This is a genomic window from Sphingomonas sp. KR3-1 (genome assembly GCF_040049295.1).
Classification (GTDB): domain Bacteria; phylum Pseudomonadota; class Alphaproteobacteria; order Sphingomonadales; family Sphingomonadaceae; genus Sphingomonas.
This window is the reverse complement of record NZ_JBDZDQ010000001.1, coordinates 752,985-776,001: the sequence shown is the minus strand read 5'-3', so window position 1 is coordinate 776,001 and position 23,017 is coordinate 752,985. Positions and strand designations below refer to the sequence as shown.

25 protein-coding genes and 1 tRNA gene are annotated in these 23,017 nt (G+C 67.6%); 16 read left to right on the top strand and 10 right to left on the bottom strand.

Features of this window, described 5'->3' with window-relative positions; genetic code table 11:
• Positions 1 to 103: 103 nt before the first annotated feature.
• The 4 genes from ABLE38_RS03890 to ABLE38_RS03875 all read right to left on the bottom strand — a co-directional run bounded on the left by ABLE38_RS03890 (position 104) and on the right by ABLE38_RS03875 (position 2,831).
• Positions 104 to 301 carry a DUF1289 domain-containing protein gene (locus tag ABLE38_RS03890; protein ID WP_348972843.1) on the bottom strand — a complete coding sequence of 66 codons (198 nt, stop codon included), beginning with the start codon at positions 299 to 301 and terminating at the stop codon, positions 104 to 106.
• Positions 298 to 816 carry a thioredoxin family protein gene (locus tag ABLE38_RS03885; protein WP_348972842.1) on the bottom strand — a complete coding sequence of 173 codons (519 nt, stop codon included), beginning with the start codon at positions 814 to 816 and terminating at the stop codon, positions 298 to 300. The genes ABLE38_RS03890 and ABLE38_RS03885 overlap by 4 nt, the downstream gene beginning before the upstream one ends.
• Complete coding sequence (locus ABLE38_RS03880; RefSeq protein WP_348972841.1) at positions 813 to 2,252, bottom strand: DEAD/DEAH box helicase; 1,440 nt, start codon at positions 2,250 to 2,252, stop codon at positions 813 to 815. Before ABLE38_RS03880 ends, ABLE38_RS03885 begins: the two co-directional genes overlap by 4 nt.
• A gap of 102 nt (positions 2,253 to 2,354) precedes the next feature.
• Positions 2,355 to 2,831: a hypothetical protein gene (locus tag ABLE38_RS03875; protein WP_348972840.1), complete on the bottom strand. Its 477-nt coding sequence runs from the start codon at positions 2,829 to 2,831 to the stop codon at positions 2,355 to 2,357.
• A gap of 74 nt (positions 2,832 to 2,905) precedes the next feature.
• Between ABLE38_RS03875 and ABLE38_RS03870 the strand changes: the two genes are divergently transcribed.
• The 4 genes from ABLE38_RS03870 (at position 2,906) to ABLE38_RS03855 (ending at position 6,649) form a co-directional block, all read left to right on the top strand.
• Complete coding sequence (locus ABLE38_RS03870; RefSeq protein WP_348972839.1) at positions 2,906 to 4,354, top strand: FAD-binding oxidoreductase; 1,449 nt, start codon at positions 2,906 to 2,908, stop codon at positions 4,352 to 4,354.
• A 55-nt stretch (positions 4,355 to 4,409) separates the two neighbouring features.
• The gene (locus tag ABLE38_RS03865) at positions 4,410 to 5,192 is read left to right on the top strand and encodes a SapC family protein (protein ID WP_348972838.1); all 783 of its coding nucleotides are present in this window, start codon (positions 4,410 to 4,412) and stop codon (positions 5,190 to 5,192) included.
• Positions 5,193 to 5,194: 2 nt separating this feature from the next.
• A complete protein-coding gene (locus ABLE38_RS03860; protein ID WP_348972837.1) occupies positions 5,195 to 5,740 on the top strand; it encodes a cytochrome b in 546 nt (181 codons plus the stop codon).
• 249 nt (positions 5,741 to 5,989) lie between these two features.
• The gene (locus ABLE38_RS03855) at positions 5,990 to 6,649 is read left to right on the top strand and encodes a hypothetical protein (protein ID WP_348972836.1); all 660 of its coding nucleotides are present in this window, start codon (positions 5,990 to 5,992) and stop codon (positions 6,647 to 6,649) included.
• A 21-nt stretch (positions 6,650 to 6,670) separates the two neighbouring features.
• Here the strand turns inward: ABLE38_RS03855 and ABLE38_RS03850 are convergent, their stop codons facing one another.
• Positions 6,671 to 7,513 (bottom strand): N-formylglutamate amidohydrolase, encoded by an 843-nt coding sequence (locus tag ABLE38_RS03850; RefSeq protein ID WP_348972835.1) that lies wholly within the window; start codon positions 7,511 to 7,513, stop codon positions 6,671 to 6,673.
• Positions 7,514 to 7,630: 117 nt separating this feature from the next.
• Here ABLE38_RS03850 and ABLE38_RS03845 point away from each other — a divergent pair, with 117 nt between their 5' ends.
• On the top strand, positions 7,631 to 8,005 hold the full coding sequence (locus tag ABLE38_RS03845; RefSeq protein WP_348972834.1) for a response regulator: 375 nt from the start codon (positions 7,631 to 7,633) through the stop codon (positions 8,003 to 8,005).
• 69 nt (positions 8,006 to 8,074) lie between these two features.
• A tRNA-Val gene (locus ABLE38_RS03840) sits at positions 8,075 to 8,149 on the top strand.
• A gap of 51 nt (positions 8,150 to 8,200) precedes the next feature.
• On the opposite strand, the gene ABLE38_RS03835 is transcribed toward ABLE38_RS03840, so the two are convergent.
• Complete coding sequence (locus tag ABLE38_RS03835) at positions 8,201 to 8,461, bottom strand: hypothetical protein (RefSeq protein WP_348972833.1); 261 nt, start codon at positions 8,459 to 8,461, stop codon at positions 8,201 to 8,203.
• Between ABLE38_RS03835 and ABLE38_RS03830 the strand changes: the two genes are divergently transcribed.
• A complete protein-coding gene (locus tag ABLE38_RS03830) occupies positions 8,460 to 9,356 on the top strand; it encodes a class I SAM-dependent methyltransferase (protein ID WP_348972832.1) in 897 nt (298 codons plus the stop codon). The genes ABLE38_RS03835 and ABLE38_RS03830 overlap by 2 nt on opposite strands.
• On the opposite strand, the gene ABLE38_RS03825 is transcribed toward ABLE38_RS03830, so the two are convergent.
• Positions 9,353 to 10,660 carry a methyl-accepting chemotaxis protein gene (locus tag ABLE38_RS03825; RefSeq protein WP_348972831.1) on the bottom strand — a complete coding sequence of 436 codons (1,308 nt, stop codon included), beginning with the start codon at positions 10,658 to 10,660 and terminating at the stop codon, positions 9,353 to 9,355. The two genes, ABLE38_RS03830 and ABLE38_RS03825, sit on opposite strands and share 4 nt — an antisense overlap.
• Positions 10,661 to 10,818: 158 nt before the next feature.
• Between ABLE38_RS03825 and ABLE38_RS03820 the strand changes: the two genes are divergently transcribed.
• Together ABLE38_RS03820 and ABLE38_RS03815 are read left to right on the top strand one after the other, a co-directional pair.
• A complete protein-coding gene (locus ABLE38_RS03820; protein WP_348972830.1) occupies positions 10,819 to 11,433 on the top strand; it encodes an ABC transporter ATP-binding protein in 615 nt (204 codons plus the stop codon).
• Between the two features lie 103 nt (positions 11,434 to 11,536).
• Positions 11,537 to 13,033 (top strand): CoA-acylating methylmalonate-semialdehyde dehydrogenase, encoded by a 1,497-nt coding sequence (locus ABLE38_RS03815; RefSeq protein WP_348972829.1) that lies wholly within the window; start codon positions 11,537 to 11,539, stop codon positions 13,031 to 13,033.
• Here the strand turns inward: ABLE38_RS03815 and ABLE38_RS03810 are convergent.
• Together ABLE38_RS03810 and ABLE38_RS03805 are read right to left on the bottom strand one after the other, a co-directional pair.
• Positions 13,014 to 13,811, bottom strand: coding sequence for a sterol desaturase family protein (locus ABLE38_RS03810; protein ID WP_348972828.1), 798 nt, complete (start codon positions 13,809 to 13,811; stop codon positions 13,014 to 13,016). The genes ABLE38_RS03815 and ABLE38_RS03810 overlap by 20 nt on opposite strands.
• A 72-nt stretch (positions 13,812 to 13,883) precedes the next feature.
• A complete protein-coding gene (locus tag ABLE38_RS03805; RefSeq protein ID WP_348972827.1) occupies positions 13,884 to 14,918 on the bottom strand; it encodes a helix-turn-helix domain-containing protein in 1,035 nt (344 codons plus the stop codon).
• A 77-nt stretch (positions 14,919 to 14,995) separates the two neighbouring features.
• On the opposite strand from ABLE38_RS03805, the gene ABLE38_RS03800 reads away from it, so the two are divergent.
• The 7 genes from ABLE38_RS03800 to ABLE38_RS03770 all read left to right on the top strand — a co-directional run bounded on the left by ABLE38_RS03800 (position 14,996) and on the right by ABLE38_RS03770 (position 21,306).
• Complete coding sequence (locus ABLE38_RS03800; protein WP_348972826.1) at positions 14,996 to 15,988, top strand: polysaccharide deacetylase family protein; 993 nt, start codon at positions 14,996 to 14,998, stop codon at positions 15,986 to 15,988.
• Positions 15,985 to 17,127 carry an acyl-CoA dehydrogenase family protein gene (locus tag ABLE38_RS03795; protein WP_348972825.1) on the top strand — a complete coding sequence of 381 codons (1,143 nt, stop codon included), beginning with the start codon at positions 15,985 to 15,987 and terminating at the stop codon, positions 17,125 to 17,127. Before ABLE38_RS03800 ends, ABLE38_RS03795 begins: the two co-directional genes overlap by 4 nt.
• Positions 17,124 to 18,164 carry an enoyl-CoA hydratase/isomerase family protein gene (locus ABLE38_RS03790; protein WP_348972824.1) on the top strand — a complete coding sequence of 347 codons (1,041 nt, stop codon included), beginning with the start codon at positions 17,124 to 17,126 and terminating at the stop codon, positions 18,162 to 18,164. The genes ABLE38_RS03795 and ABLE38_RS03790 overlap by 4 nt, the downstream gene beginning before the upstream one ends.
• Positions 18,164 to 18,517, top strand: coding sequence for a hypothetical protein (locus ABLE38_RS03785; protein ID WP_348972823.1), 354 nt, complete (start codon positions 18,164 to 18,166; stop codon positions 18,515 to 18,517). Before ABLE38_RS03790 ends, ABLE38_RS03785 begins: the two co-directional genes overlap by 1 nt.
• The gene (locus tag ABLE38_RS03780) at positions 18,518 to 19,291 is read left to right on the top strand and encodes an enoyl-CoA hydratase (RefSeq protein ID WP_348972822.1); all 774 of its coding nucleotides are present in this window, start codon (positions 18,518 to 18,520) and stop codon (positions 19,289 to 19,291) included.
• Between the two features lie 25 nt (positions 19,292 to 19,316).
• A complete protein-coding gene (gene mmsB, locus ABLE38_RS03775) occupies positions 19,317 to 20,192 on the top strand; it encodes a 3-hydroxyisobutyrate dehydrogenase (RefSeq protein WP_348972821.1) in 876 nt (291 codons plus the stop codon).
• Between the two features lie 175 nt (positions 20,193 to 20,367).
• Positions 20,368 to 21,306, top strand: coding sequence for a right-handed parallel beta-helix repeat-containing protein (locus ABLE38_RS03770; RefSeq protein WP_348974443.1), 939 nt, complete (start codon positions 20,368 to 20,370; stop codon positions 21,304 to 21,306).
• 43 nt (positions 21,307 to 21,349) lie between these two features.
• Here ABLE38_RS03770 and ABLE38_RS03765 read toward each other — a convergent pair whose 3' ends face one another.
• Complete coding sequence (locus ABLE38_RS03765; protein WP_348972820.1) at positions 21,350 to 23,008, bottom strand: alkaline phosphatase family protein; 1,659 nt, start codon at positions 23,006 to 23,008, stop codon at positions 21,350 to 21,352.
• Positions 23,009 to 23,017 lie beyond the last annotated feature (9 nt).

Sequence of the window (23,017 nt, the reverse complement as noted above, 5' to 3'; positions counted from 1 at the left end):
AACAGCTCTCGGTCGGCGTTGCAACTGGCCCCGGTCTCCGCCGGGGAGCCGCAAGGGCGACTGAATCGCAAGTGTCGCGGGATGCCGCGAGGGTCGATCGCCCCTAAAGGGCCTTTCCCTCCAGCCGCTCCATGCGCGCTGGCAGCGCCGCCATCACCGCATCGCGGTCGGCCTGGTCGGTCTGCCCCCAGCGGGCGATCTCGTCGAGCGTGCGTCCGCAGCCCAGACACCAGCCGCTGGCTTCGTCCATCACGCAAAGGCTCATGCACGGGCTCTCGATGACGGGCACATATTCGATCATCGGCGCACCCAGCGCGCCAGCCAGTCGGCCATCTCCTGCGGCTGCATCAGCCGGGCGTCGCTGAGTCCGAGCAGGTCGTTGCCGTTGCGCAGCTTGCCCGTCTGCGGGTCGATCACCAGCATCGCCGGCACCGCGTCGAGATGCTGCCCGCCGAAGCGGCGGGGCAGGTCGAGATTGCGGTCGAACTGGCCGATATCGACCTGCACCAGCTCATAGTGGCGCAGCATCCAGCCATGCAGGTCGGGCAGTGCGAGCACGCCGGCCAGCACCCGGCAATCGACGCACCAATTGGCGCCGAAGTCGACGAGCAGCAGCTTGTGCGCCTGCTTCGCCCGGGCGAGCGCCGCATCGACATCGGCCGGTCCGTTGCGCCGCGCGTCATAGGGCGCGGGCAGGGGATAGGGCAGCTGCTCGAGGCTGCGAACCTTGAGCCGCGGCGCCGCCGCCTGGGCATGCACGGCACCGGGCAGCGCCAGCGCCGCCAGCGCGAGCGACAGCCCGGCGACGCGGATCATTCGGCGAGCGTGTAGTTCAGGAAATCGGGGACCGGGCCGTTCCAGCCATCATCCGGACCGTCGTCGCGGTCACCGCGGCGACCGCCCCGATCGCGACGCGGCGGCTCATCGCGCAGGCGCGATTCGCGCTCGCGACGCGGCGCTTCCTCGCGGGCGCGCGGCTCGCGCTTTGGCGTCTCGCGCGCCGCTTCCTCGGCCGCCGGCTCGTCCTTCTTGCCGCGCGCGCGCGACTTGGGCTTTTCCTCTTCGGCCTTGCCACGGCCGCGGCCTCGCCCGCGCGGCGCTTCCTCGCGCGGCTCGTCCTCCTCGGCGGCAGGTGCCGCGCGCAGCTTCACCCGGCTGATCTTCTGCCCGGTGAGCTTCTCGATGTTGGAAATGTTCTCGTCGTCTTCCTTGGTCACCAGCGTATAGGCGGTGCCCTTGGCGCCCGCGCGGCCGGTGCGGCCGATGCGGTGGACATAATCATCCGGATGCCAGGGAGCGTCGAAATTGTAGACGTGGCTCACGCCCTTGATGTCGAGCCCGCGCGCGGCGACGTCGGAGGCGACGAGGATGTTCACGTCGCCCCGCTTGAAGCGGTCCAGCTCGGCGATGCGCGCCGGCTGGTCCATGTCGCCATGGATCTCCGCCGAACGGAAGCCATAGCGCTGCAGGCTCTTGTTGAGCTCGCGCACCGTGGTCTTGCGGTTGCAGAAGATGATGCCGGTCTGGACGTTCTCGGCCTCGAGCAGCGCGCGCAGCGTGTCGCGCTTCCTGGTCGCGCTGGTCTCGATCAGGAACTGGGTGATGTTGGTGTTGGTCGTTGCCGGCCGGGCGACCTCGACCCGCTTGGGATCGTTGAGGAACTTGTCCGCCAGCTTCTTGATCACCGGCGGCATCGTCGCCGAGAAGAGCAGCGTCTGCCGCTCCTTGGGCAGCTTGGTGCAGATTTCCTCGATATCGGGGATGAACCCCATGTCGAGCATCCGGTCCGCCTCGTCGATGACGAGCAGGCTGCAGCCGTTGAGCAGGATCTTGCCGCGGCCGAACAGGTCCATCAGCCGGCCCGGCGTGGCGATCAGCACATCGACGCCCTTTTCGAGCGCCTTGACCTGGTCGCCCATCTGCACGCCGCCGATCAGCAGCGCCATCGAGAGCTTGTGGTGGGTGCCGTACTTCTCGAAATTCTCCGCGACCTGGGCGGCGAGCTCGCGCGTCGGCTCGAGGATGAGCGAGCGCGGCATCAGCGCGCGGGTGCGCCCTTCGCCAAGGATGTCGATCATCGGCAGCACGAAGGCAGCGGTCTTGCCCGTGCCCGTCTGGGCGATGCCGATGAGGTCCTTACCCATGAGGACCGGGGGGATCGACTGCTGCTGGATAGGCGTGGGCTCGGTATAGCCCGCGTCGGTCACCGCACGCAGAAGTTCGTCAGAAAGGCCGAGATCGGCAAAGTTCATGCAATTTTCCGGAAATCGGGCGTGGATGGTCCTCGCCGCAAAGCCTTCACGCGCTTGCGGATTTGCTCGGGAAAGTCAAGCGTGGAGGTGTGTCCGCGCGCCTTAACGCGCCAGTTCGAGCGTCCGGAAGCCATCGACGTCGCAGGATCGGCCCGATCGGGTGCGAAACGCGTCGCGCCCGGCGCAGATCTTCTGGTCCTTGTTCGCCTTGATATAGAAGCCGTTATAGGCGCCCAGCGCCGCGCAATCGCGGCCCAGCTTCGCGCGCAGCAGCGTGCCGTCGCGCAGCACCAGGTCGACGCTGTCCTCCGTGTTCACCCCGGCAAAGCCTGCGATGTCCTGGATCTTCAGGCAGTCCTTGGCCTTTTTCTCGACGATGCGCGGCGCGCGGCGGATGATGATCGTGGCGCTGCTGGTGATGGTGACGCGCGGCACCTGGATCGTCACGCGCTCCTGCTGCTGCGCCTGTTGCTGGATGCTCGCGGTGACGGCGTTCCAGTCGGGCACGCCGTCCGGCGCCGCGGCAGGCGCGGCGGCGAGGAGCAACAGGCTGGAGGAGACGGCAAACGGATTCGGCATGTCACGTTGGTTATGTACGACCGAGGTTTGAACAGTGGATGAACTGGGCCGGCACGTGCTAGCCCAAAAATGCCATGACACCAGCACAACAGCAGCTTGTCGACGCCGTTTTGGAGCGCTTCGGCGCCAAGGCGGTCACCACCGATCCCCACGCGATCGAGCCCTGGGAGTCCGATTGGCGCGGCCGCTATCACGGCAGCGCGCCCGCGCTCCTCTCGCCCGGATCGACGGCGGAGGTGGCGGAAATCATCCGGCTCGCCGGTGAGCTCGGCGTCAAGATCGTCCCCCAGGGCGGCAATACCGGGATGGTCGGCGGGGCGACGCCGCCGGCGGACGGCTCGGCGCTGCTGCTTTCCACGCGGCGGATGAACCGCATCCGCGCGATCGACCCGGTGGCCAATCTCGCCGTGGCCGAGGCCGGGGTGATCCTGACGACCTTTCACAATGCCGTGGCCGAGCAGGGCCGCCGCTTCCCGCTGACGCTCGGCGCCAAGGGCAGCGCGACGATCGGCGGGCTGGTTTCCACCAATGCCGGCGGCACCCAGGTGCTGCGCTTCGGCAACATGCGCCACCTCGTCGCCGGGGTGGAGGCCGTGCTGCCCGATGGCTCGATCCATGACGGGCTCGTGCCGCTCAAGAAGGACAATCGCGGCTATGACCTCACTCAGCTGCTGATCGGCGCCGAGGGAACGATCGGCATCGTCACTGCCGCGACGCTGCGCCTCTATCCCGCGATCACCGAGCGCGCCGCCGCCTGGGTGGGAGTCGAGAGCCCGCACCGCGCGCTCGAGATCCTGCGCATGATGGAAGCGCGCACCACCACGATCGAGAGCTTCGAGATCATCCCGGGCGAGATCCTGGCGCATGTGATCGATCATATCCCCGGCACCCGCGCGCCGCTCGCCGGCACGCATGCCTGGCACGTGCTGATCGAATCGGTCGCGACCGAGGCGGGCGCCGAGCCGCCGGCAGCGCTGCTCGAGCGGCTGCTCGGCCCGGTGTTCGAGGCCGGGCTGGCGGAGGATGCGGTGATCTCGTCGAGCGAGGCGCAGGTCGAGGCGTTCTGGCATATCCGCGATTCGATCTCCGAGGCCGAGCGCGCGCTCGGGCCGGCGATGCAGCACGACATATCGGTGCCGGTCGACAAGATGCCGAGCTTCATGGTCGATGCCGCGGCCGAGGCCGAGCGCCGCTTCCCCGGCACCACCGCCACTGCCTTCGGGCACCTGGGCGACGGCAATGTCCATTTCCACGTCCGCGCGCCCAAGGGCGCCGATCGCGACAGCTGGTATGCCGGCGACGGCCCGGCGATCAGCAGCCTGGTCTATGACATGGTGGTGGCCGAGGGCGGGTCGATCTCCGCCGAGCACGGAATCGGCCAGATGAAGCGTGCCGAACTGGAACGGCTGAGCCCGCCGTCGCGCATCGCGGCGCTGAAAGCGATCAAAATGGCACTGGATCCCCGCGGAATCCTGAATCCGGGCAAACTGGTAGCGCTTGCGCCCGAGCCTCACACCCCATAGACCCACGCCCCGGGATTCCAGACATCAGCATTATTTAGTTCCCAGGAGATTTAGGATGGCTTCCGCGCCGCAGCAGTCGCTGCCTCTGTTCTACAATGACATTCTTCCGCTCTCGAGCCAGCAGCACGCGGACTTCAAGATTCGCGCGGCCGACAAGGCGCCGTTCCTTGCCAAGACGCATGCCGTTCCGGTCACCGTCGAGGAATTCCCGCTCGTGCAGCGCTTCATGCCGATCGTCTTCTCGCAGGGCGAAGAGCCGGTGCCGCTCGCGCTGATGGGCCTCAACGAGGGCATCAACACCTTCTTCGACGAGGACGGCACGCTCAACGAGCAGAACTTCTACGTTCCGGCCTATATCCGCCGCTATCCGTACCTGCTGGCGCGCCTGCGCCCGGACAGCGACGAGCTGTCGCTCTGCTTCGACCCGTCGTCGGAGACGATCGGCGCGTTCGAGGACGGCCAGCCGCTGTTCGAGAACGGCGAGCCGAGCGAAGTGACCAAGGGCATCCTGCAGTTCAACGAGCAGTTCGAGCAGGCCGGCGCCCGCACCGCGCAGTTCATGGCCGAGCTCAAGGAGCTGGGCCTGCTGATCGACGGTGAAGTCACCATCCAGCCGGACGGCGCGGCGCAGCCCTTCGTCTATCGCGGCTTCATGATGATCGACGAAGCCAAGCTCAACGAGATGCGCGGCGACCAGCTGCGCAAGATCGTGCAGAACGGCATGCTGCCGCTCATCTATGCGCATCTCTTCTCGCTGGGCCTGATGCGCGACATCTTCGGCCGCCAGGTGCGCCAGGGCAAGATGCCCGAGCCGCAGCTGGTCCAGCCGACCGCCTGACCATGATCGAGCGCGGCGAGCGCTACAGCCGGGGGGCGATCGTCTTCCACTGGGTGATCGCCGCGCTTGTTCTCTTCAACCTGACCGTCGGCCTGTTCCACGACGCGATGCCGCGGGCGTGGGGCGTGATGCCGATCCACAAGTCGGTGGGCATGGCCGTGCTGCTGCTCACCCTCGGCCGCATCGGCTGGCGCCTGGCGCATACGCCGCCCCGCCTGCCGGCCGTTATGTCGGCCTGGGAGAAGACCGCGGCGAACGCGGTGCACTTCCTCCTCTACGCGCTGCTGCTGATCCTGCCGCTCACCGGCTGGCTGCTGTCTTCCAATCCCGAAAAACCGCGCCCGATCGACTGGTTCGGCCTGTTCCGGATCCCGGTACTGCCCGCCACGCCGGATATCGCGCACAATGCGCACGAGGCGCATGAGCTGCTCGGCTATCTGATGGCTGCGCTGGTGGTGATCCATGTCGTGGCCGCGCTGCGCCACCATTTCCTGCTGCGCGACAACGTGCTCGCGCGCATGGCGCCGGGGCTGCGCCGAAACGGTTGATCTTTCTGCGGGAACGGCTTCCCGCAGCCCCTTGAACTAATCGGTCCCCCAATTATATTTGGTCTTGTACGGCTTCATGTCCCCCCTTTCGTGAGGCTGTACGGCACGCCCTCGGGCGTGTCTCCTCCCTGAACCTTGGCCACCTCGTGGGAAACCGCGAGGTGGTTTTTTATGTGCCGCGCAAGACTCGGGCTTGCAGGATGCGAAATCGCGCGGTTCTTTGCTGCGATGTATCTACGGAGCTTGCGAATGAGCCGGGTCGCGAAATTCAGCCAGCGCTTTCAAGATCTCGATGAGCAATTCACGGCGCTCATAGCCACGAAATACTATGAAAGTGGCAGTTTTGCAGGCGATCGCATCGACGATCATATATTCACAGGGTGGAAGCTTAAAGTTAGGCACCTGCTGTCCGCGGCGTGTGGAACTGGTTCGGCGCACTATGCGGATTTTGTTGAGCGGGAAAATAGTACTGGCTGGAGCTCAAACTATTCCACTTCGCTAACTTTGAAGGCGGTTTTTGACGCGGCTAGAGAGGACTATGAGGGCGGCTATCTTAGCTCCGTCCGCGGCCTTGTTCAGGCCGAATTGTTTGATAGCGAACTCGACCAATCAGCTGAATTGCTCAAGGGAGGGTATAAGATAGCAGCTGCCGTAATTGCGGGCGTTGTGCTCGAAACCACGCTTCGGCAGTTATGCGATACTGCGGGAATTGCGCCTGGCAATCTCAACAAGATGAATGCCGACCTGGCTAAAGCTCAAACCTATTCCTTGTTGACGCAAAAGCGCATTACTGCCCTCGCCGATATTAGGAACAGTGCGGCTCATGGATACGCAGACAAATTCAATGACGAGGATGTGAAGGATATGATCGCCAAGGTTGGCGACTTCGTCACCGATCACATTGGATAGCTATGCCCTACCTGAAGTAGCTCACTCCGCCGCGATCGCCCCCGGCAGTGCCTCGTCCGCCACCGCATCGATCAGGTCGCGCAGCAGCCGCACCGCCGCAGCCAGTCCCGGCCCGGGCTGGTCGAGCGCCGAATCGAGATAGAGCGACCGATCGAATTCGAGCTGGACCGCGTGAACCCCTCGGCGGGGCTCGCCGTGCCGCTCCAGGATGAACCCGCCCGCATAAGGCGCGTTCGCCGCGGTCCGCACGCCGTGCGCCCGCGCCACGCCCTCGATCCGTCCCAGGAAGCGTGCCGCCGCCGATTTGCCGAACCGGTCGCCCGGCACGAGTCGCGCTGCGGTCAGCGGCGGGCCGAGCGGCGGCATCGAGTGTATATCGAGCAGGATCGCCACGCCGAACCGCGCGCGGGCGGAGGCCAGCGCCGCGCCGACCGCAGCGTGCCAGGGGCGGTGATCGGCATGGATGCGCTGCTGCACCTCGTCCGCGCGCAGCCGCCGCTGCCAGATGTCCCCGGCATTCGCCACGCGGCGCGGCACCAGCCCGAGCCCGGAGCGGATCTTGGCCGAGAGCGGCGCGCCATGCGTCCAGGCGCCGTCGTCGAGCCGCGGGTCGCGCTCATGCTCGGCGCGGTTGAGGTCGATCCAGGCGCGCGGGCGGGTGGCGACGAACAGCGTCTCTTCGCGGCGGGCGGCGATGGCGATCGCGTCGGCATGGCGGTCTTCCAGCCCCTTCAGCGCCGTCACCGGCACCCGAAGCGCGGCAACCAGTGCCGGGAGATAGTCGCGCCCGGCATGGGGCACCGAAAGGACCACCGGGCTCAGCGGCTCTGCAGGACCATGACGGACGAAGGAGGCCTCGCTCACGCCCGCGAGCCTATGCCCGCCATTGCGGCGCCGCAATGCCGTGGGATAGGATGGGGCGGAAAATCTTAAGGGCTTCCGGTATAGGATCAGGCCCTGTCGACATTCGAGTGGGGAAACATGATCCGTATTCTGCTGGCCGAGGATGACCGCGTGATGCGGGAATATCTCACCAGGGCGCTCGAACGCTCGGGCTATGCGGTCAGCGCGGTCGATCGCGGCACCGCGGCGATCCCGCTGCTCGAGACCGAGCAGTTCGACCTGCTGCTCACCGATATCGTGATGCCCGAGATGGACGGCATCGAGCTGGCGCAGAAGGCCAGCGAGATGGCGCCGGACATGCGGGTGATGTTCATCACCGGCTTCGCCGCGGTCACGCTCAAGGCGGGCAAGCAGATGCCGCAGGCGCGCGTGCTCTCCAAGCCGTTCCACCTGCGCGACCTGGTGCTGGAGGTCGATCGGCTGTTCGAGGCGGAGAACGCCGGATTTAATTGAGATTGGGCGCTTGCGTGGGGCGAAAAGCCCCGCTAAAGGCCCGCTTCCCGTTTCGGCCGACAGGCCTACGGGCGCGTAGCTCAGTGGTAGAGCACTGTGTTGACATCGCAGGGGTCGCAAGTTCAATCCTTGCCGCGCCCACCATATAGAAAGCCCGCCAGGTCAATGACTTGGCGGGCTTTTTTATGCCCTGCCTCAGCCCGGCCCCTCGGTCAGCTCGACGATCTCGAAGCGATAGTCCGCCCAGCCGCGCTGCTTCGCGGCGTCGGCGAGCGCGGCGTTCTTGCCAGTGGCTTCCTTGAGCGACTTGGCATGGCCCCAGAACACCTCGGTGCGGCCGTCGCCGAGCTCGGCAACGATCCGCCAGTAATGGGTGAAGGGCGCGGAGGTGGGGCCGATCGTCTTCACATAGCCGTCGGGCAGCGTGGCGGTGAGGATGCGTTTCTTGCGGGCCATGGCTGCGGCGATAGCCGATCGCGCGCCGCACTGGAATCGCGCCGGGCATTGGCGCATGACACGCGCCATGCAGAAAAGCTTTTCCGAGTCCGGCAGTGACTGGGCGAACCGCCGCGGTGCCCTGTGGCGCGACAAGCTCGACGGGATGGAGGCGCTGCTCGCGCCGATCGATGCGCCGTTCGTCGAAGCGCTGGCGCTGGATGCGCCCTGTCGCATCGGCGAGATCGCCTGTGGCGGCGGCGGCACCACCCGCGCCATTGCCGCCGCCGCGCCGGCCGGCAGCGAGATCACCGGCTTCGACATCTCGGCCGACCTAGTCGCCGCCGCCACCGCACGCGCCGGGGACGTAGCGCGTTTCGTCGTGGCCGATGTCTCGAGCTATCGGCCCGAGCGCCCCTTCGACCGGCTGGCCTCGCGCTTCGGCGTGATGTTCTTCGAGGATCCCGCCGCCGCCTTCGCCAATCTACGGCATTGGCTGGTGCCCGGGGGCCGTCTTGCCTTCGCTGTGTGGGGACCGGCCGCGGAAGTCGGCTTCATGGCGCAGATCCGCGCGACGGTCGCCTCGGTGATGGAAGTCGCGCCTGCCGATCCCGATGCGCCGGGGCCGTGCCGCTATGCCGATCCGGCCAGGCTGATCGCGCTGCTGGGCGCGGCCGGATTCGCCGATGCCGCCAGCCGCACCGTCCACTGCGCCTTGCCGGTGCCGGGCGAAACGCCCGCGGCTGCAGCTGCCTTCCTGCTCGCCTCCTCCTCGATGGCCGCGCCGCTGGCCGACGCTCCCGCCGAGCTTCGGGACAAAGCCTTTGCGCGCCTGACCGAAGTCTGCGCCAGCCATGTCGAGGACGGCCGGGTGCTGATGCCGGCCCGTGTCGAGATCGTCACCGCGACAGGCTAGGCGACGCGCAGCTCCGCGAGGAAGGCATGGACCTGGCCCGACAGCGCGTCGGCGCCGTCGTGCAGCCGCCCCGCCACTTCGCGCATCGCCCGCGCCTGGTCCGATGCGTCGCGCGAGGTGCCACCGATCGTCTCGATATCTCGCTGGATGAAGTTGCTCGCCTGCACTGCCTCGCCGACATTGCGGGCGATCGTGCGCGTGGCATATTCCTGTGCCGCGACGGCGCTTTCCACCGCATCCGCCAGCGTCGCCATCGCGCCGATCGCCTGCTCGACGCGGCCGTGCCCGGCGGCGACCTCGTCGATCCCGCCGCGGATCTCGCGAACATGCGCGGTGATCCGGTTCGCGGCGATCGCGGTCTGGGTCGAGAGCTGCTTCACTTCGTTCGCCACCACGGTGAAGCCGCGCCCCGCCTCGCCAGCGCGGGCCGCCTCGATCGTTGCGTTGAGCGCGAGCAGGTTCACCTGCCCGGCGATGTCGCTGATCAGGCCGATCACCGAATCGATCGACTGCGCCGAATGGAGCAGCTCACGGGTGCGCGCGCTGCCGCTCTTGACCAGGTCGGACACCGCCGCGGCGGCCTGGCGCGCGTCGCCGGTATTGTGCGCGATGCTGGAGAGCGATTCGGCGAGCTCGCGCCCGCGCGCGGCGATCTCGGCCATGTTGTCGCTGGTCTGCGCGGCGGCGGTCGCCACCGCCACGGCGCGCTCACCGACGCCGCTCGCGCGGTCCGCGGTCGCCCCCGCGCCCTGCTCGAGCTCGGTCGAGAGCTGGCTCATTGCGTCCGCCAGTGCCGCCACTTGCGATTCGAAGCGCTTGCTCGCCGCCTCGATCCGGGCGGCGCGCTCGACCTGACTGCGCGCCGAGGCGATCTCTCGCTCGGCGGCGAGATGGACGAGCCGGCGATTGTTCAGCGTCGCGCGCACGACGCCGCTGCGCGTCAGGATCATGCCCTCGGAGCCGCCGGCATCGCGATAGGTCTCGATCAGCCGCGCGACATCGTCGCCGATCTCGCCGACCGGGCAGGGACGGACATAGCGCGCCACCGCCGCGCCATAGGAGGGGTTGCGCATCAGCGCATGGCCGAACGGATTGAGCAGCAGCCGCCGCACGTCCTTCTCGAAGATCGCGCCGAGCGGGCGGCTATGCGCATCGACCACCGCGACCAGGCGCAGCTCGGGATCGCTGCCGAAAAGCTCGGCGGCGCGCCACATCGTGTCGGTCAGCGTCAATAGCGGCGGATCGAGTTCGCGCTCGGTGAGCCAGGTGGCGCCTGAGGCGGGCAAGGGGTCGGCGAGAGACATCGCCCGACGATTAGGGGCCGGTTGGTAAATGCGCGCTTAGCCGAGCGTTACAGTACCGAGACAAACCACATTTTTTCGCGGGTTTGCGGACAATTCCTCGCGAAAAATGCAGGTGCAGCTGTCACCGGCCTGTCATGTGACAATGGCTATGCCCGGGCATGAAGCTCGGCATCCACAATCTGGCGCTCAGCATCGGCGATCGCCGCCTGCTCGCCGGCGTCGATGCGATGCTCGAGCCGGGACGGATCGTCGCGATTCTCGGACCCGCCGGTTCAGGCAAGGGAGCGCTGCTCCGCGCGCTCGCCGGGCGTCACGATATCGATGCCGGGCAGGTCCGGCTCGGCGGCAAGCTGATCGGCCGCTATGCCCGCGCCGAGCGGGCGAAGGCGATCCTGCTGGTCGGGGCGCGCCCGGGCCTGTTCGCGAGGGCGCCCGATCTTGCCTCCGCCGTCGCCGCCCGCCCGAACTGGCTGCTTGTCGAGGATCCGCTCTCCGCGCTCGACCCCGCCGCCCAGCTCGACCGGATTGCCCAGTTCCGTGCCGCTGCGGGGCAGGGGACCGGCATGGTCCTCACGCTTGCCGACCCGGTCCTCGCCGCCCGCGCCGCCGACGATGTGCTGCTGCTCGGCCGGGGACGCATGCTTGCCTTCGGCCCGGCGCGCGCGGCGCTTGCGCACCAGAACCTGCGTGAAGCGTTCGGCATCGAAGTGATGGTGATCGGCGACGAGGGCGGTCGCCTGCTGCCCGTGCCGATCGGCCGCGCGGACGGCTGAGGCGCCCCGTCGCCCACCGCGTGACACTGCCCGTTTATTATGCCACTGCGTAATTAAATTACACAATCGAGTCGGGTCAACGTGCCCGCGGCAGGAGAGCCAGATGCGTATCATCGACCATGTCATCGTCGGCCATGCAGGCGGCGCGGGCGCCCGCGAAGGCGAGGTGTTCGATCCGAATACCGGCCAGGTCCAGGCCCGCGTCCAACTTGGCAGCCAGGCGGAGCTCGACAAAGCGATCGCCGCCGCCCAGGCCGCCCAGCCCGGCTGGGCCGCGACCAACCCGCAGCGCCGCGCCCGCGTGATGTTCGCCTTCAAGGCGCTGGTCGAGAAGAACATGGACGAACTGGCGCACCTGCTCAGCTCCGAGCATGGCAAGGTGATCGCCGACGCCAAGGGCGACATCCAGCGCGGCCTCGAGGTGATCGAGTTCGCCTGCGGCATCCCGCATGTGCTGAAGGGCGAATATACCCAGGGTGCCGGCCCCGGCATCGACGTCTATTCGATGCGCCAGCCGCTCGGCATCGGCGCGGGCATCACCCCGTTCAACTTCCCGGCGATGATCCCGATGTGGATGTTCGGCGTCGCCATCGCCTGCGGCAATGCCTTCATCCTCAAGCCCTCCGAGCGTGATCCTTCGGTCCCCGTCCGCCTCGCCGAGCTGATGCTCGAAGCCGGCGCGCCCGAAGGCATTCTCCAGGTCGTCCACGGCGACAAGGAAATGGTCGACGCGATCCTCGATCACCCGGCGATCTCGGCGGTGAGCTTCGTCGGCTCGTCGGACATCGCGCATTATGTCTATCGCCGCGGCGTCGAGGCCGGGAAGCGCGTCCAGGCGATGGGCGGCGCCAAGAACCACGGCATCGTCATGCCCGATGCCGATCTCGACCAGGTCGTCGCCGATCTCTCGGGCGCGGCCTTTGGTAGCGCCGGCGAGCGCTGCATGGCGCTGCCGGTGGTCGTCCCCGTCGGCGACAAGACCGCCGATGCCCTGCGCGAAAAGCTGATCCCGGCGATCGAGGCGCTGCGGGTCGGTGTCTCCACCGATGCCGAGGCGCATTACGGTCCGGTGGTCAACGCCGCGCACAAGCAGCGCGTCGAGAACTGGATCCAGACAGGCGTGGACGAAGGCGCAGAGCTGGTGGTCGACGGCCGCGGCTTCCAGCTCCAGGGCCATGAGCAGGGCTTCTTCATCGGTCCGTCGCTGTTCGACCGCGTCACGCCGGACATGCAGGCGTACAAGGAAGAGATTTTCGGGCCCGTCCTCCAGATCGTCCGCGCGCCCGATTTCGAGACTGCGCTCAAGCTGCCGAGCGACCACCAGTATGGCAACGGCGTCGCCATCTTCACGCGCAACGGCCACGCGGCGCGCGAGTTCGCCGCGCGCGTCAATGTCGGCATGGTCGGCATCAATGTGCCGATCCCGGTGCCGGTCGCCTACCACACCTTCGGCGGCTGGAAGCGCTCGGCGTTTGGCGACACCAACCAGCACGGCATGGAGGGCGTGAAGTTCTGGACCAAGGTCAAGACGATCACCCAGCGCTGGCCCGATGGCGGCGGCACGGGCGACAGCGCGTTCGTCATTCCGACGATGGGCTGAGCCTGGAGCGGGAACCGAACCACGGCACCGCCGCCGCCTCGAAGCTTTCGTGGTAGCGCGGGTGCTCGGTGCCCATCCAGCGATCCCACCAGGTGAAGTAGAGCCCGAAATTATGTCCGCCGCCGCTATGGTGCAGGTCATGATGCGTCGCCGTGGTCAGCCAGGCGGTGAGGGGGAAGCGCGTGAACCCCGGCGGCATCAGCTCGTGCCCCGAATGGCCGAGCACGTTGCGGGCGATCTGGTGGAGCAGGAAGGCGAGGATCACGATCCCGTGCATCGGCACGAAGAGCAGGAAGAGCGGCAGGAACAGCCCCTCGAACACCCCTTCGATCGGCGCGAAGCTGTAGGCGGCCCAGGGGGTGGGGGTTCGCGACTTGTGGTGGGTCAGATGCGCACGGCGGAACATGGCGCGCGTGTGGAGCCCGCGGTGCATCCAGTAGAAATAGCCGTCGTGCGCGAGGACGATCGCGACGAACTCGAGCGCTGCCTGCCACCAGCGCGGCGCGGTGAAGGCGACATGGATGATCCCCGCCTGGTTCATCGCCAGCGTCGCGATGCTCCACAGCGCGAAGATGAAGACCGACAGCATCGAATGGCCGAACTCGCGGGTGCGGTCGCCCTTTGCGGGGCTGCGCTTCTGGATGCGGCGCGCCGCGGTCCATCGGGCGCCGGCCCAGAGGATGAGCGTCATCAATCCTGCCGCGACAAGGTAGCGGCCGAGCTCGATTGCGAAGCTATGCGCGCCGTGGGCGGCGAGCGGTATGATCCAATGTGCCATGCCGGGTCGCTAGCCGGTGCCGTGGCCACGGTCCCGCCACGCCCCGAAAATGCCGCGCATTTTCGGAATCGATCAGCTTTTTTCGAGGATGGCGCTGCGGCGATAGTCGCTCGGGCTGGTGCCGGTCGCATCGCGGAACGCGCGGTTGAATGGCGCGAGGCTGCCATAGCCCAGGTCCATCGCCAGCGTCAGCACCGGCAGGTCGACCTTGGCCGGATCGCCCAGCCAGGCCCTGGCGTCGGTGATGCGGTGCGAATTGAGGAAGTCCGAGAAGTTGCGATAGCCCAGCCGCTGGTTGATCAGCGCGCGCAGGCGATGCTCGGGCACGCCCAGCTTCTGCGCCAGCACACCGATGCTGAGCCCGCTCTCGCGGTAGACATGGTCCGCCATCGCCGCATCGAGCTTCTGCTTGAGGACATGCTCGGCCGGCGACAGCGGCGCGCGCACGGGCTGGAACGCGGCGGCGTCGAACAGCAGCTCGGCATTGGCCGAGAGCATCGCCGCGCCGAACGCCAGGATCGCGAGCAGCGAGGTGCCCGACTGGAGCAGCATCAGCCAGATGTCGCTGCGCATCAGCCCATAGACGCTCTCCGCGACCACCACGCCCAGCGTCTCGACACCCACCACGATCACGAAGCCCAGCCGGAACGCGCGGCGCTTCTCAAGCAGGTCGTCGCCGCGATTGGCGATGGCGATGGCGATGGCGTGGGCAGCGAGCAGGAAGGCGACCGCATGCTGCACCGCGCTTGCGGCAAGCGGCATCGCGTGCGTCACGTAGCGGGCGTGGAGCGCGAAGCCCCAGTCGACCAGCGTCACGCCGAGGGCCAGCGCGAACAGGCGGCGGTCGATCGGCCGCTCGAAGATCAGGTGCGCGAACACCCACAGCGCAAGCGGCGCGTTGAGCGACAGGATCAGGACCGCCGGCCAGATCGCCGAGCGCCACAGGTGCAGCGTCGGCGACACGACCGAGAGATAGGCCGCAACGCTGGTCAGCAGCAGTACGCTCGCCCAGCGGATCCGCGCCGGCGCGCCGCTGCGGCCGACGACCAGTGCCATCAGCACCAGCTGGCCGACCCCCATCAGCCGCATCGCTGTATCGATAAGCAACAGCCGCTCCATGCGCTGCCTTATGGCGCCGCCCCCCGCCAGCGTCTATTGATTGCGGCGGAAACCTGGGGGCCCGAATGACCGGACTGCGCTTCATCCTCAAGGCGATGATCGCGTGCATCGCGCTGACGCTGGTGGTGCCCGGCAAGCGCACGATCAGTGTCAATGCCTCCACGCCGTCGCAGGCGACCAAGCGCATCGCGCTGAGCTTCGACGACGTGCCGCGCGGCGCCGGCGCCTTCCTCACGCCCGACGAGCGCACCGCCCGCCTGGTCGAGATCTTCCGCTCGCGCCAGGTGCCGCAGCCGGTGTTCTTCCTCAACCCCAACCGCATCGTCCATTTCGGCAGCGGGATCGACGCGCCGAAGCGGATCGCCGCCTATGTCGCCGCCGGCGCGGTGCTCGCCGATCATACCAACAGCCACCCGAAGCTGACCAAGGTCAGCGCCGAATATTTCCTCGCCGATATCGACAAGGCCGAGGCCTATCTGAAGACGCAGGGCACGGCGCGCCGCCCCTGGCTGCGCTTCCCGTTCCTGGACGAGGGCGGGCCGGACAAGGCCAAGGTCGCCGCCGTCCGCGCCGGGCTCGCCGCGCGCGGGCTGATGAACGGCTATGCGACAATCGACGGGTCGGACTGGAATATGGAAGGCCAGGCGATCGCCGCGAAGAAGGCGGGCAAGCCGATCGACATGGACGCGCTGCGCGACCTCTATGTCGAGACCCATGTCGTCTCCGCCGATTTCGGCGACGACCTGGCGAAACGCGCGCTCGGCCGCTCGCCCGCGCATGTCCTGCTGCTCCACGAGACCGACATGGCGGCGCTGTTCCTCGGCGACCTGATCGATGCGCTGCGCAAGGATGGCTGGGAAATCATCGGCGCCGATGCAGCCTATGCCGATCCCATCCATCTCGAAAAGCCCGACGTCGCCTGGACCGCGGGCACGCTGATCGAGCAGATCGCCTGGGAGAAGAAGCTGCCCAAGCCGCGCTGGTACGAGCGCAACGATGTCAAGATCGCCGACGCGCTCTTCGCCGAGCGCGTCCTCCACGAAGAAAAGAAGCCATGACCCAGTTCGAACTCACCGACGACCAGCGTGCCATCCAGGAGATGGCGCAGAAGTTCACCGCCGATGCGATCACGCCGCATGCGGCCGAATGGGACGAGAAGCACATCTTCCCGCGTGACACGATCCGCGCCGCCGCCGAGCTCGGCTTCGCCTCGATCTATGTCTCGGAGGAGAGCGGCGGCATCGGCCTCGGCCGGCTCGAGGCGGCGCTGATCATGGAGGCGATGGCCTATGGCTGCCCGTCGACCAGCGCGTTCATCTCGATCCACAACATGGCGAGCTGGATGATCGACAGCTTCGGCAGCCAGCCGCTCAAGGACAAGTATCTACCCTCGCTGATCACGATGGAGCGGATCGCCAGCTATTGCCTTACCGAGCCGTCGTCGGGCTCGGACGCCGCAGCGCTCAAGACGCGGGCGGTGCTGGACGGCGATCACTATGTCGTCAACGGCTCGAAGCAGTTCATCTCGGGTGCCGGCGAGAACGAGATCTACGTCACCATGGTTCGCACCGGCGAGGACGGCCCCAAGGGCATCTCGTGCCTGGTGATCGAGAAGGACATGCCCGGCGTGAGCTTCGGCGCTAACGAGCGCAAGCTTGGCTGGCATTCGCAGCCGACGCGCCAGGTGACCTTCGAGGATGTCCGCGTACCGGTCGCGAACCGCGTCGGCGATGAGGGCGCGGGCTTCCGCTTCGCGATGATGGGTCTGGACGGCGGCCGGCTCAATATCGGCGCCTGCTCGCTCGGCGGCGCCCAGCGCTGCCTCGACGAGGCCGTGAAATACACCAAGGACCGCCAGCAGTTCGGGCGTCCGATCGCGGACTTCCAGAACACCCAGTTCGTCCTCGCCGACATGGCGACCGAGCTCGAGGCTGCTCGCGCGCTGCTCTATCTCGCTGCCGCCAAGGTCACGGCTGGCGCGCCCGACAAGACCAAGTTCGCCGCGATGGCCAAGCGCTTCGCTACCGACACGGGCTCCTCCGTGGTCGACCGCGCGCTCCAGCTCCATGGCGGCTATGGCTATCTGATGGACTATCCGATCGAGCGTTTCTGGCGCGATCTGCGCGTTCACTCTATCCTCGAGGGCACCAACCAGGTCATGCGGATGATCGTCGGCCGGGAGCTGACCCGCCAGTGACCGACGACGTTCTCCTCTTCACCGAAGGCCGCGCCGGCCGCATCCGCCTCAACCGCCCAAAGGCGATCCACGCGCTCAACACTGGCATGTGCGCCGCGATGCTCGAAGCCCTGACGGCGTGGCGTGACGATCCCGCCGTCGGGGTCGTGCTGATCGATCATGCCGAGGGCAGGGGCTTCTGCGCCGGCGGCGACATCCGCATGATCGCCGAGAGCGGCGCCGGTGACGGCAGCCAGGCGCGCGATTTCTTCCGCGTCGAGTACCAACTCAACCACGCGCTGTTCACCTATGCCAAGCCGGTGGTGGCGTTCATGGACGGCATCACGATGGGCGGCGGCGTCGGCATCTCGCAGCCGGCCAAGTTCCGGATCGCGACCGAGAACACCAAGTTCGCCATGCCCGAGACCGGCATCGGCCTGTTCCCGGACGTGGGCGGCGGCTGGTATCTGTCGCGCCTGCCCGGCAAGGTCGGCGAGTATCTGGCGCTGACCGGCCACCGGCTCGATGGTGCGGAGTGCCGCGCGCTTGGCCTCGCCAGCCACTATCTGCCGGCTGAGGCGCTCGCAGGCGCCAAGGCGCGCATCGCCGCGGATCCCGCGGCGGCCGAGGCGATCCTTGCCGAACTGTCGGTGCCCGCGCCCGAGCCGCGCATCGCCGCGCACCGCGCCGAGATCGATCGTCTCTTCGCCGCCGACACGGTGGAAGGCGTAGTCGCCGCGCTCGCCGCCGATCCGGGCGAATGGGCAGCCGCCCAGCTCGCCACCCTGCGCACCAAGTCACCCCAGTCGATGAAGGTCTCGCTCCGCCTCGTCCGGGAAGGCCGCGCCAGGGCCAGCTTCGCCGACGAGATGCGCCAGGAATTCGCCATCGGCGGCCGCGTCGCGCAGAGCCATGACTTCATCGAGGGCGTCCGCGCGCTGATCGTCGACAAGGACAATGCGCCTGGGTGGAAACCCGCTACGCTCGAGGGCGTCAGCGACGAGATGATCGATGCGATCTTCGCGCCTTTGCCCGCCGATCAGCAATGGGAGCCCTGATGCGCTACGCCACGCCCGCCGACTTCTATCATGCCGTCAAGCATGCCTGGAGTGCGGAGACCATCCCGGACGCCTTTGATCCGGCCAATCCGTGCCTGAACCAGTGCGCGGTGACTGCGCTCGCTACCCAGCATTTCTTCGGTGGCGACATATTCAAGACCGCCACCAAGGGCGGCACCCATTTCTACAATTGCATCGACGGACGCTATTGGGACCTGGCGACCGATCAGTTCGACGAGCCGATCCCCTATGACAACAGCCCCAGCTCGACCGAGGAAGCCCATGAGCATGCAACTCCCGCACAGCTCGCCGCGCTTATCGCCAATGTCGAGCGCCAGCATCAGGAAGCCTGAATGAGCTACGAAACCATCCTCGTCGAGCAGCGCGGCGCCGCGACGCTCGTCACGCTGAACCGCCCCCAGGCGCTCAACGCGCTCAACAGCCAGATCCTCTCCGAGCTGCTCGATGCCATGAAGGCGTTCGACGCCGACCCGTCGCAGGGTTGCGCGGTGATCACCGGCAGCGAGAAGGCCTTTGCCGCCGGTGCCGACATCAAGGAGATGCAGGCCCAGGGCTTTGCCGACATGTACGGCCATGACTTCTTCGCCGGCTGGGACGTGTTCACCCGCACGCGCAAGCCGATCATCGCCGCGGTCTCCGGCTATGCGCTCGGCGGCGGATGCGAGCTGGCGATGATGTGCGACTTCATCCTGGCGGGCGATAATGCCAGGTTCGGCCAGCCCGAGATCAAGCTCGCGGTCTCGCCCGGCATGGGCGGCTCGCAGCGGCTCACCCGCGCGGTCGGCAAGGCCAAGGCGATGGAGATGTGCCTCACCGGCCGGATGATGGACGCCGCCGAGGCCGAGCGCGCCGGGCTGGTCAGCCGCATACTTCCGGCGGCCGAGCTGGTCGAGGAAGCGGTGAAGACCGCGCAAGCGATCGCCGGCATGGCGCCGCTCGCGGTGCTGGCGAACAAGGAGATGGTCAACACCGCCTTCGAGACCGGCCTGGCTCAGGGCGTCGCCTTCGAGCGCCGGCTGTTCCACGCGCTGTTCGGCACCGCCGACCAGAAGGAAGGCATGACCGCGTTCGTCGAGAAGCGCCCGGGCAACTGGACCGGCAAGTAAAACGAAAACGAGAGGATACCCGCAAGTGGCACGCGTAGCATTTATCGGCTTGGGCAATATGGGCGGCGGCATGGCTGCGAACCTCGCCAAGGCGGGGCATGACGTCCGCGCCTTCGACTTGAGCCAGGACGCACTCGACAAGGCGAAAGCCGCCGCCTGCCTGCCCGCCGCCAGCGCTGCGGAAGCCGTCGCCGGTGCCGAGGCGGTGGTGACGATGCTGCCGGCGGGCAGGCATGTCGAGGCGACCTACACCGATGTCCTGCTCGACAATGCCGCGCCCGGCGCGATCCTGATCGATTGCTCGACGATCGACGTCGATACGGCGCGCCGGGTGGCGGAAGCGGCGACGGCACGCGGCCTGATGGCAGTCGATGCCCCGGTCTCGGGCGGCATCGCTGCGGCCAATGCCGGCAGCCTCACCTTCATGGTCGGCGGCACCGAGCAGGCCTTTGCCCGCGCCGAGCCGTTCCTGGCGGAGATGGGCAAGGCCGTGATCCATGCCGGCGCCAGCGGCGCCGGGCAGGGCGCCAAGATCTGCAACAACATGATCCTCGGCGCGACGATGATCGCCACCTGCGAGGCCTTCGCGCTCGCCGAGAAGCTCGGTCTGGATGCGCAGCGCTTCTACGACATCGCCTCGGTCAGCTCGGGGCAGAGCTGGTCGATGACGAGCTATTGCCCGGTTCCCGGCGTCGGCCCCGAAAGCCCTGCCGACCGCGACTATCAGGGCGGGTTCGCCGCGCCGCTGATGCTCAAGGACTTGAAGCTCGCCCTGGAAGCCGCGGCAAGCGTCGGCGCGACCGTGCCGATGGGGACGCGCGCGGAGGAACTCTACCAGGCGTTCGTCGACGGCGAAGGCGCCGGGCTCGACTTTTCGGGGATCATCAAGACGCTCAGGTAGATCAATTCCTCCCCCAGCTCGCTGGGGGAGGGGGACCGCTCGCGAAGCGAGTGGTGGAGGGGCGGCGGTGGAACACCGCCGATGTCGCTGGCAGCCCCTCCACCAGCCTGCGGCTGGTCCCCCTCCCCGAGACGAGCTCGGGGAGGAATTTTAACGCTGCGATCGTATCGAAGGGATCATGCGCATGCCCGTCCTCGTCGCCCTCGCCCTGATCGCCGCGCCCGCCACGGCGCAGCAGCAGCGTGCCCCCTTCACCATCGCCGAGACCGGCCAGGGCTTCGCCCATCTCGACGACGCGGTGAACGCGGTGCGCGACGGGACCGCGACGATCCTGATCGCGCCGGGCACCTATCATGACTGCACCGTGCAGACCGGCGGCAAGATCACCTTCAAGGCAGTCCAGCCCGGCACGGCGATCTTCGAGAAGACCGTGTGCGAGGAAAAAGCCGCCTTCGTGCTGCGCGGTCGCGGCTCGGCGGTGGACGGCATCGTCTTTCGCGGCTTTGCGGTCTCCGACGGCAACGGCGCCGGCATCCGCATCGAGATGGGCGACCTCACCGTCACCAACTCGATGTTCCTCGACAGCCAGGAAGGCATTCTCGGCGGCGGCCACGAGACGGTGCGCCGGATCACGATCGATCACACCACCTTCGCCGGCCTCGGCCAGTGCGAGACCGAGAATTGCAGCCATGCGATCTATCTCGCGGTGGACGGCGACGTGGTCGTCACCAATTCGCGCTTCGAGCGCGGCACCGGTGGCCACTACGTCAAGCTGCGTGCCCGGCGGGTGACGATCACCAGCAACAGCTTCGACGACAGCCGCGGCAGCAAGACGAACTACATGATCGACCTGTCCGAGGGCGGCACCGGGCTGATCTCGGGCAACACCTTCGTCCAGGGGCGTGCCAAGGAGAACAGCTCGGGCCTGATCGTGGTCGCGGCGGAAGGCCGCACCTATCCGAGCACGGGCCTGCGCATCGAGGGCAACACCGCGACGATGGCGCCCGGCGCCACCGGCAACCCGGCCTTCGTTGCCGACTTCACCGGCCAGGTCGGCCCGCTCGGCGAGAACAATCTCGGCCCCGGCATCCGCATCTTCGAGCGGCGGCGGTAAGGCCCTTCTAGCCCCTCCCCTGAAGGGGAGGGGCTTAGTTACCTCACTTGCAGCTATCCCCCGCACCTGCATCCAGGTCGAGGCAGCGTCCGTCGATCGCCACCGGCACCGGCACATGGATCAGCGCGGCCAGCGTCGGGGCGATGTCCACCGTCTCCACCGAGAGCGGCTGCTCGAACCCGGTCATGCCCTTGCGCCAGAACAGGATCGGCACGCGGCGGTCATAGTCCCAGAAGCTGCCATGCGTCGCGACATTGCCCGGCCCGCCCGCCAGGATCGGCGTCACTCGCGGCTTCAAGGCCACCACCAGGTCGCCCGAGCGCTGCGGATCATAGGAAGCGCGGGCGCGCTCGATCAGGCTCCAGGTCTCGGGCGGGGTATGGACGATCGGCGTCGCTTCGATCTGGGCGCGGGTGAACACCGCCTGCACCTGCGGGTTGGCGGCATATTGCTTCAGCGCCTCGGCCTGCGCGGCCGCGCGCTGTACCTTGGTGAGCTTGGGATCGAACCAGACGTCGCCGCCCGGGCCGCCGGTCAGCACCGTCCCGGCGATGCCGAGCTTGGCGGCGATCGCCTTGCCGATCGTGCCGCTGGTCACGTCCTTCTCGATGCGCTGCGCCATCGGCGCGGCGTGATCGTCGTTGCGCTCGGGCAGGTCGTGGCCGCCATGATCGGCGGTCAGCACCACGGCATAGTCGACCCCGGTCTTGTCGAGCACGGCGAACAGCTTGCCCAGCGTCTGGTCGAGCGAGAGCAGCTGCAGGCACATCTCGCTGCCCTCGGTGCCCTTCGAATGGCCGACATAGTCGGTGGCCGAGGCGCCGACGATCAGCAGGTCGGTATGGCCACTCTGGCCAAGCTTCATGTCGGTCGCCAGGCCCGCGGCGGTCGCCAGGATCGCCTCGTCGAATTCGGGCGAGGCGCGGAAGGCGCTGGTGTCGCCGGCGGCGCGGGCGAAGCGCCCGTCGCCCACGGTGCGGCCGTTCCACAGCGGAATGGCGCGGCTGCGCGCCTGGCAGAAGGGCGGCAGCGCCAGCGGTTCCTGCTCCTCGCCGATCCGCTTGGCGACATTGGCGTTCATCCGGGTGACCATCGCGGGCTCGGCGCGGCCGGCATAGGAGACGAACGCCTTGCCGTTCCACCACCAGATCTCATCGGTCTTGTGCCCGGCCATCATCACTGCCGAACGGTCCTTGCCGGAGACGGCGACGACGCGGCTCTGCGGGTCGGCGAGCTTCATCCACTCGCCCAGCGTCGGCACCTTCAGATGCTTGTCCGAGACGGTGTAGCTGTTCGAGTTGCTGCCGGGCACGCTCTCGTCCTCGGCGCAATAGACCGTCTTGTCCTCGCGCGGCGCGTTGAAGTCGGTCCAGTCATTGGCGATGATCCCGGTCTTGGCGGGGTGGTCGCCGGTGAGGATCGTCGAGTGGCCGGGGCAGGTCTCGGTCGCGGCATGGCTCTGATAGCCCGAGGGGAACACCGCGCCGGTCATCAGCCGCACGAAGCCGCCGCTGAACTGCGCGCGATATTCGGCGAACAGGTCGGCCGAGAACTGGTCGACCGAGACCACCACCACCAGCGAAGGTGCGGCGCGCGGCGCTTCGGAGGGAAGGACTTGCGCCGGCGGGGTCGCCTCCTGCGCGAAAAGCGGTGCAGCGGCGAGCAGCGCCGTGGCGGCAGCGAGCGGGCGGAACAGTTTCATCTGCGGGGG

Bases quoted from the DNA above. Each gene is read 5' to 3' on its own strand.
- ABLE38_RS03765 (WP_348972820.1), bottom strand. From the start codon at position 23,008: ATGAAACTGTTCCGCCCGCTCGCTGCCGCCACGGCGCTGCTCGCCGCT.
- ABLE38_RS03780 (WP_348972822.1), top strand. From the start codon at position 18,518: ATGAGCTACGAAACCATCCTCGTCGAGCAGCGCGGCGCCGCGACGCTC.
- ABLE38_RS03860 (WP_348972837.1), top strand. From the start codon at position 5,195: ATGATCGAGCGCGGCGAGCGCTACAGCCGGGGGGCGATCGTCTTCCAC.
- ABLE38_RS03845 (WP_348972834.1), top strand. From the start codon at position 7,631: ATGATCCGTATTCTGCTGGCCGAGGATGACCGCGTGATGCGGGAATAT.
- ABLE38_RS03890 (WP_348972843.1), bottom strand. From the start codon at position 301: ATGATCGAATATGTGCCCGTCATCGAGAGCCCGTGCATGAGCCTTTGC.
- ABLE38_RS03820 (WP_348972830.1), top strand. From the start codon at position 10,819: ATGAAGCTCGGCATCCACAATCTGGCGCTCAGCATCGGCGATCGCCGC.
- ABLE38_RS03800 (WP_348972826.1), top strand. From the start codon at position 14,996: ATGACCGGACTGCGCTTCATCCTCAAGGCGATGATCGCGTGCATCGCG.
- ABLE38_RS03825 (WP_348972831.1), bottom strand. From the start codon at position 10,660: ATGTCTCTCGCCGACCCCTTGCCCGCCTCAGGCGCCACCTGGCTCACC.
- ABLE38_RS03875 (WP_348972840.1), bottom strand. From the start codon at position 2,831: ATGCCGAATCCGTTTGCCGTCTCCTCCAGCCTGTTGCTCCTCGCCGCC.
- ABLE38_RS03830 (WP_348972832.1), top strand. From the start codon at position 8,460: ATGGCTGCGGCGATAGCCGATCGCGCGCCGCACTGGAATCGCGCCGGG.
- ABLE38_RS03815 (WP_348972829.1), top strand. From the start codon at position 11,537: ATGCGTATCATCGACCATGTCATCGTCGGCCATGCAGGCGGCGCGGGC.
- ABLE38_RS03810 (WP_348972828.1), bottom strand. From the start codon at position 13,811: ATGGCACATTGGATCATACCGCTCGCCGCCCACGGCGCGCATAGCTTC.
- ABLE38_RS03795 (WP_348972825.1), top strand. From the start codon at position 15,985: ATGACCCAGTTCGAACTCACCGACGACCAGCGTGCCATCCAGGAGATG.
- ABLE38_RS03865 (WP_348972838.1), top strand. From the start codon at position 4,410: ATGGCTTCCGCGCCGCAGCAGTCGCTGCCTCTGTTCTACAATGACATT.
- ABLE38_RS03785 (WP_348972823.1), top strand. From the start codon at position 18,164: ATGCGCTACGCCACGCCCGCCGACTTCTATCATGCCGTCAAGCATGCC.
- ABLE38_RS03855 (WP_348972836.1), top strand. From the start codon at position 5,990: ATGAGCCGGGTCGCGAAATTCAGCCAGCGCTTTCAAGATCTCGATGAG.
- ABLE38_RS03885 (WP_348972842.1), bottom strand. From the start codon at position 816: ATGATCCGCGTCGCCGGGCTGTCGCTCGCGCTGGCGGCGCTGGCGCTG.
- ABLE38_RS03835 (WP_348972833.1), bottom strand. From the start codon at position 8,461: ATGGCCCGCAAGAAACGCATCCTCACCGCCACGCTGCCCGACGGCTAT.
- ABLE38_RS03870 (WP_348972839.1), top strand. From the start codon at position 2,906: ATGACACCAGCACAACAGCAGCTTGTCGACGCCGTTTTGGAGCGCTTC.
- ABLE38_RS03880 (WP_348972841.1), bottom strand. From the start codon at position 2,252: ATGAACTTTGCCGATCTCGGCCTTTCTGACGAACTTCTGCGTGCGGTG.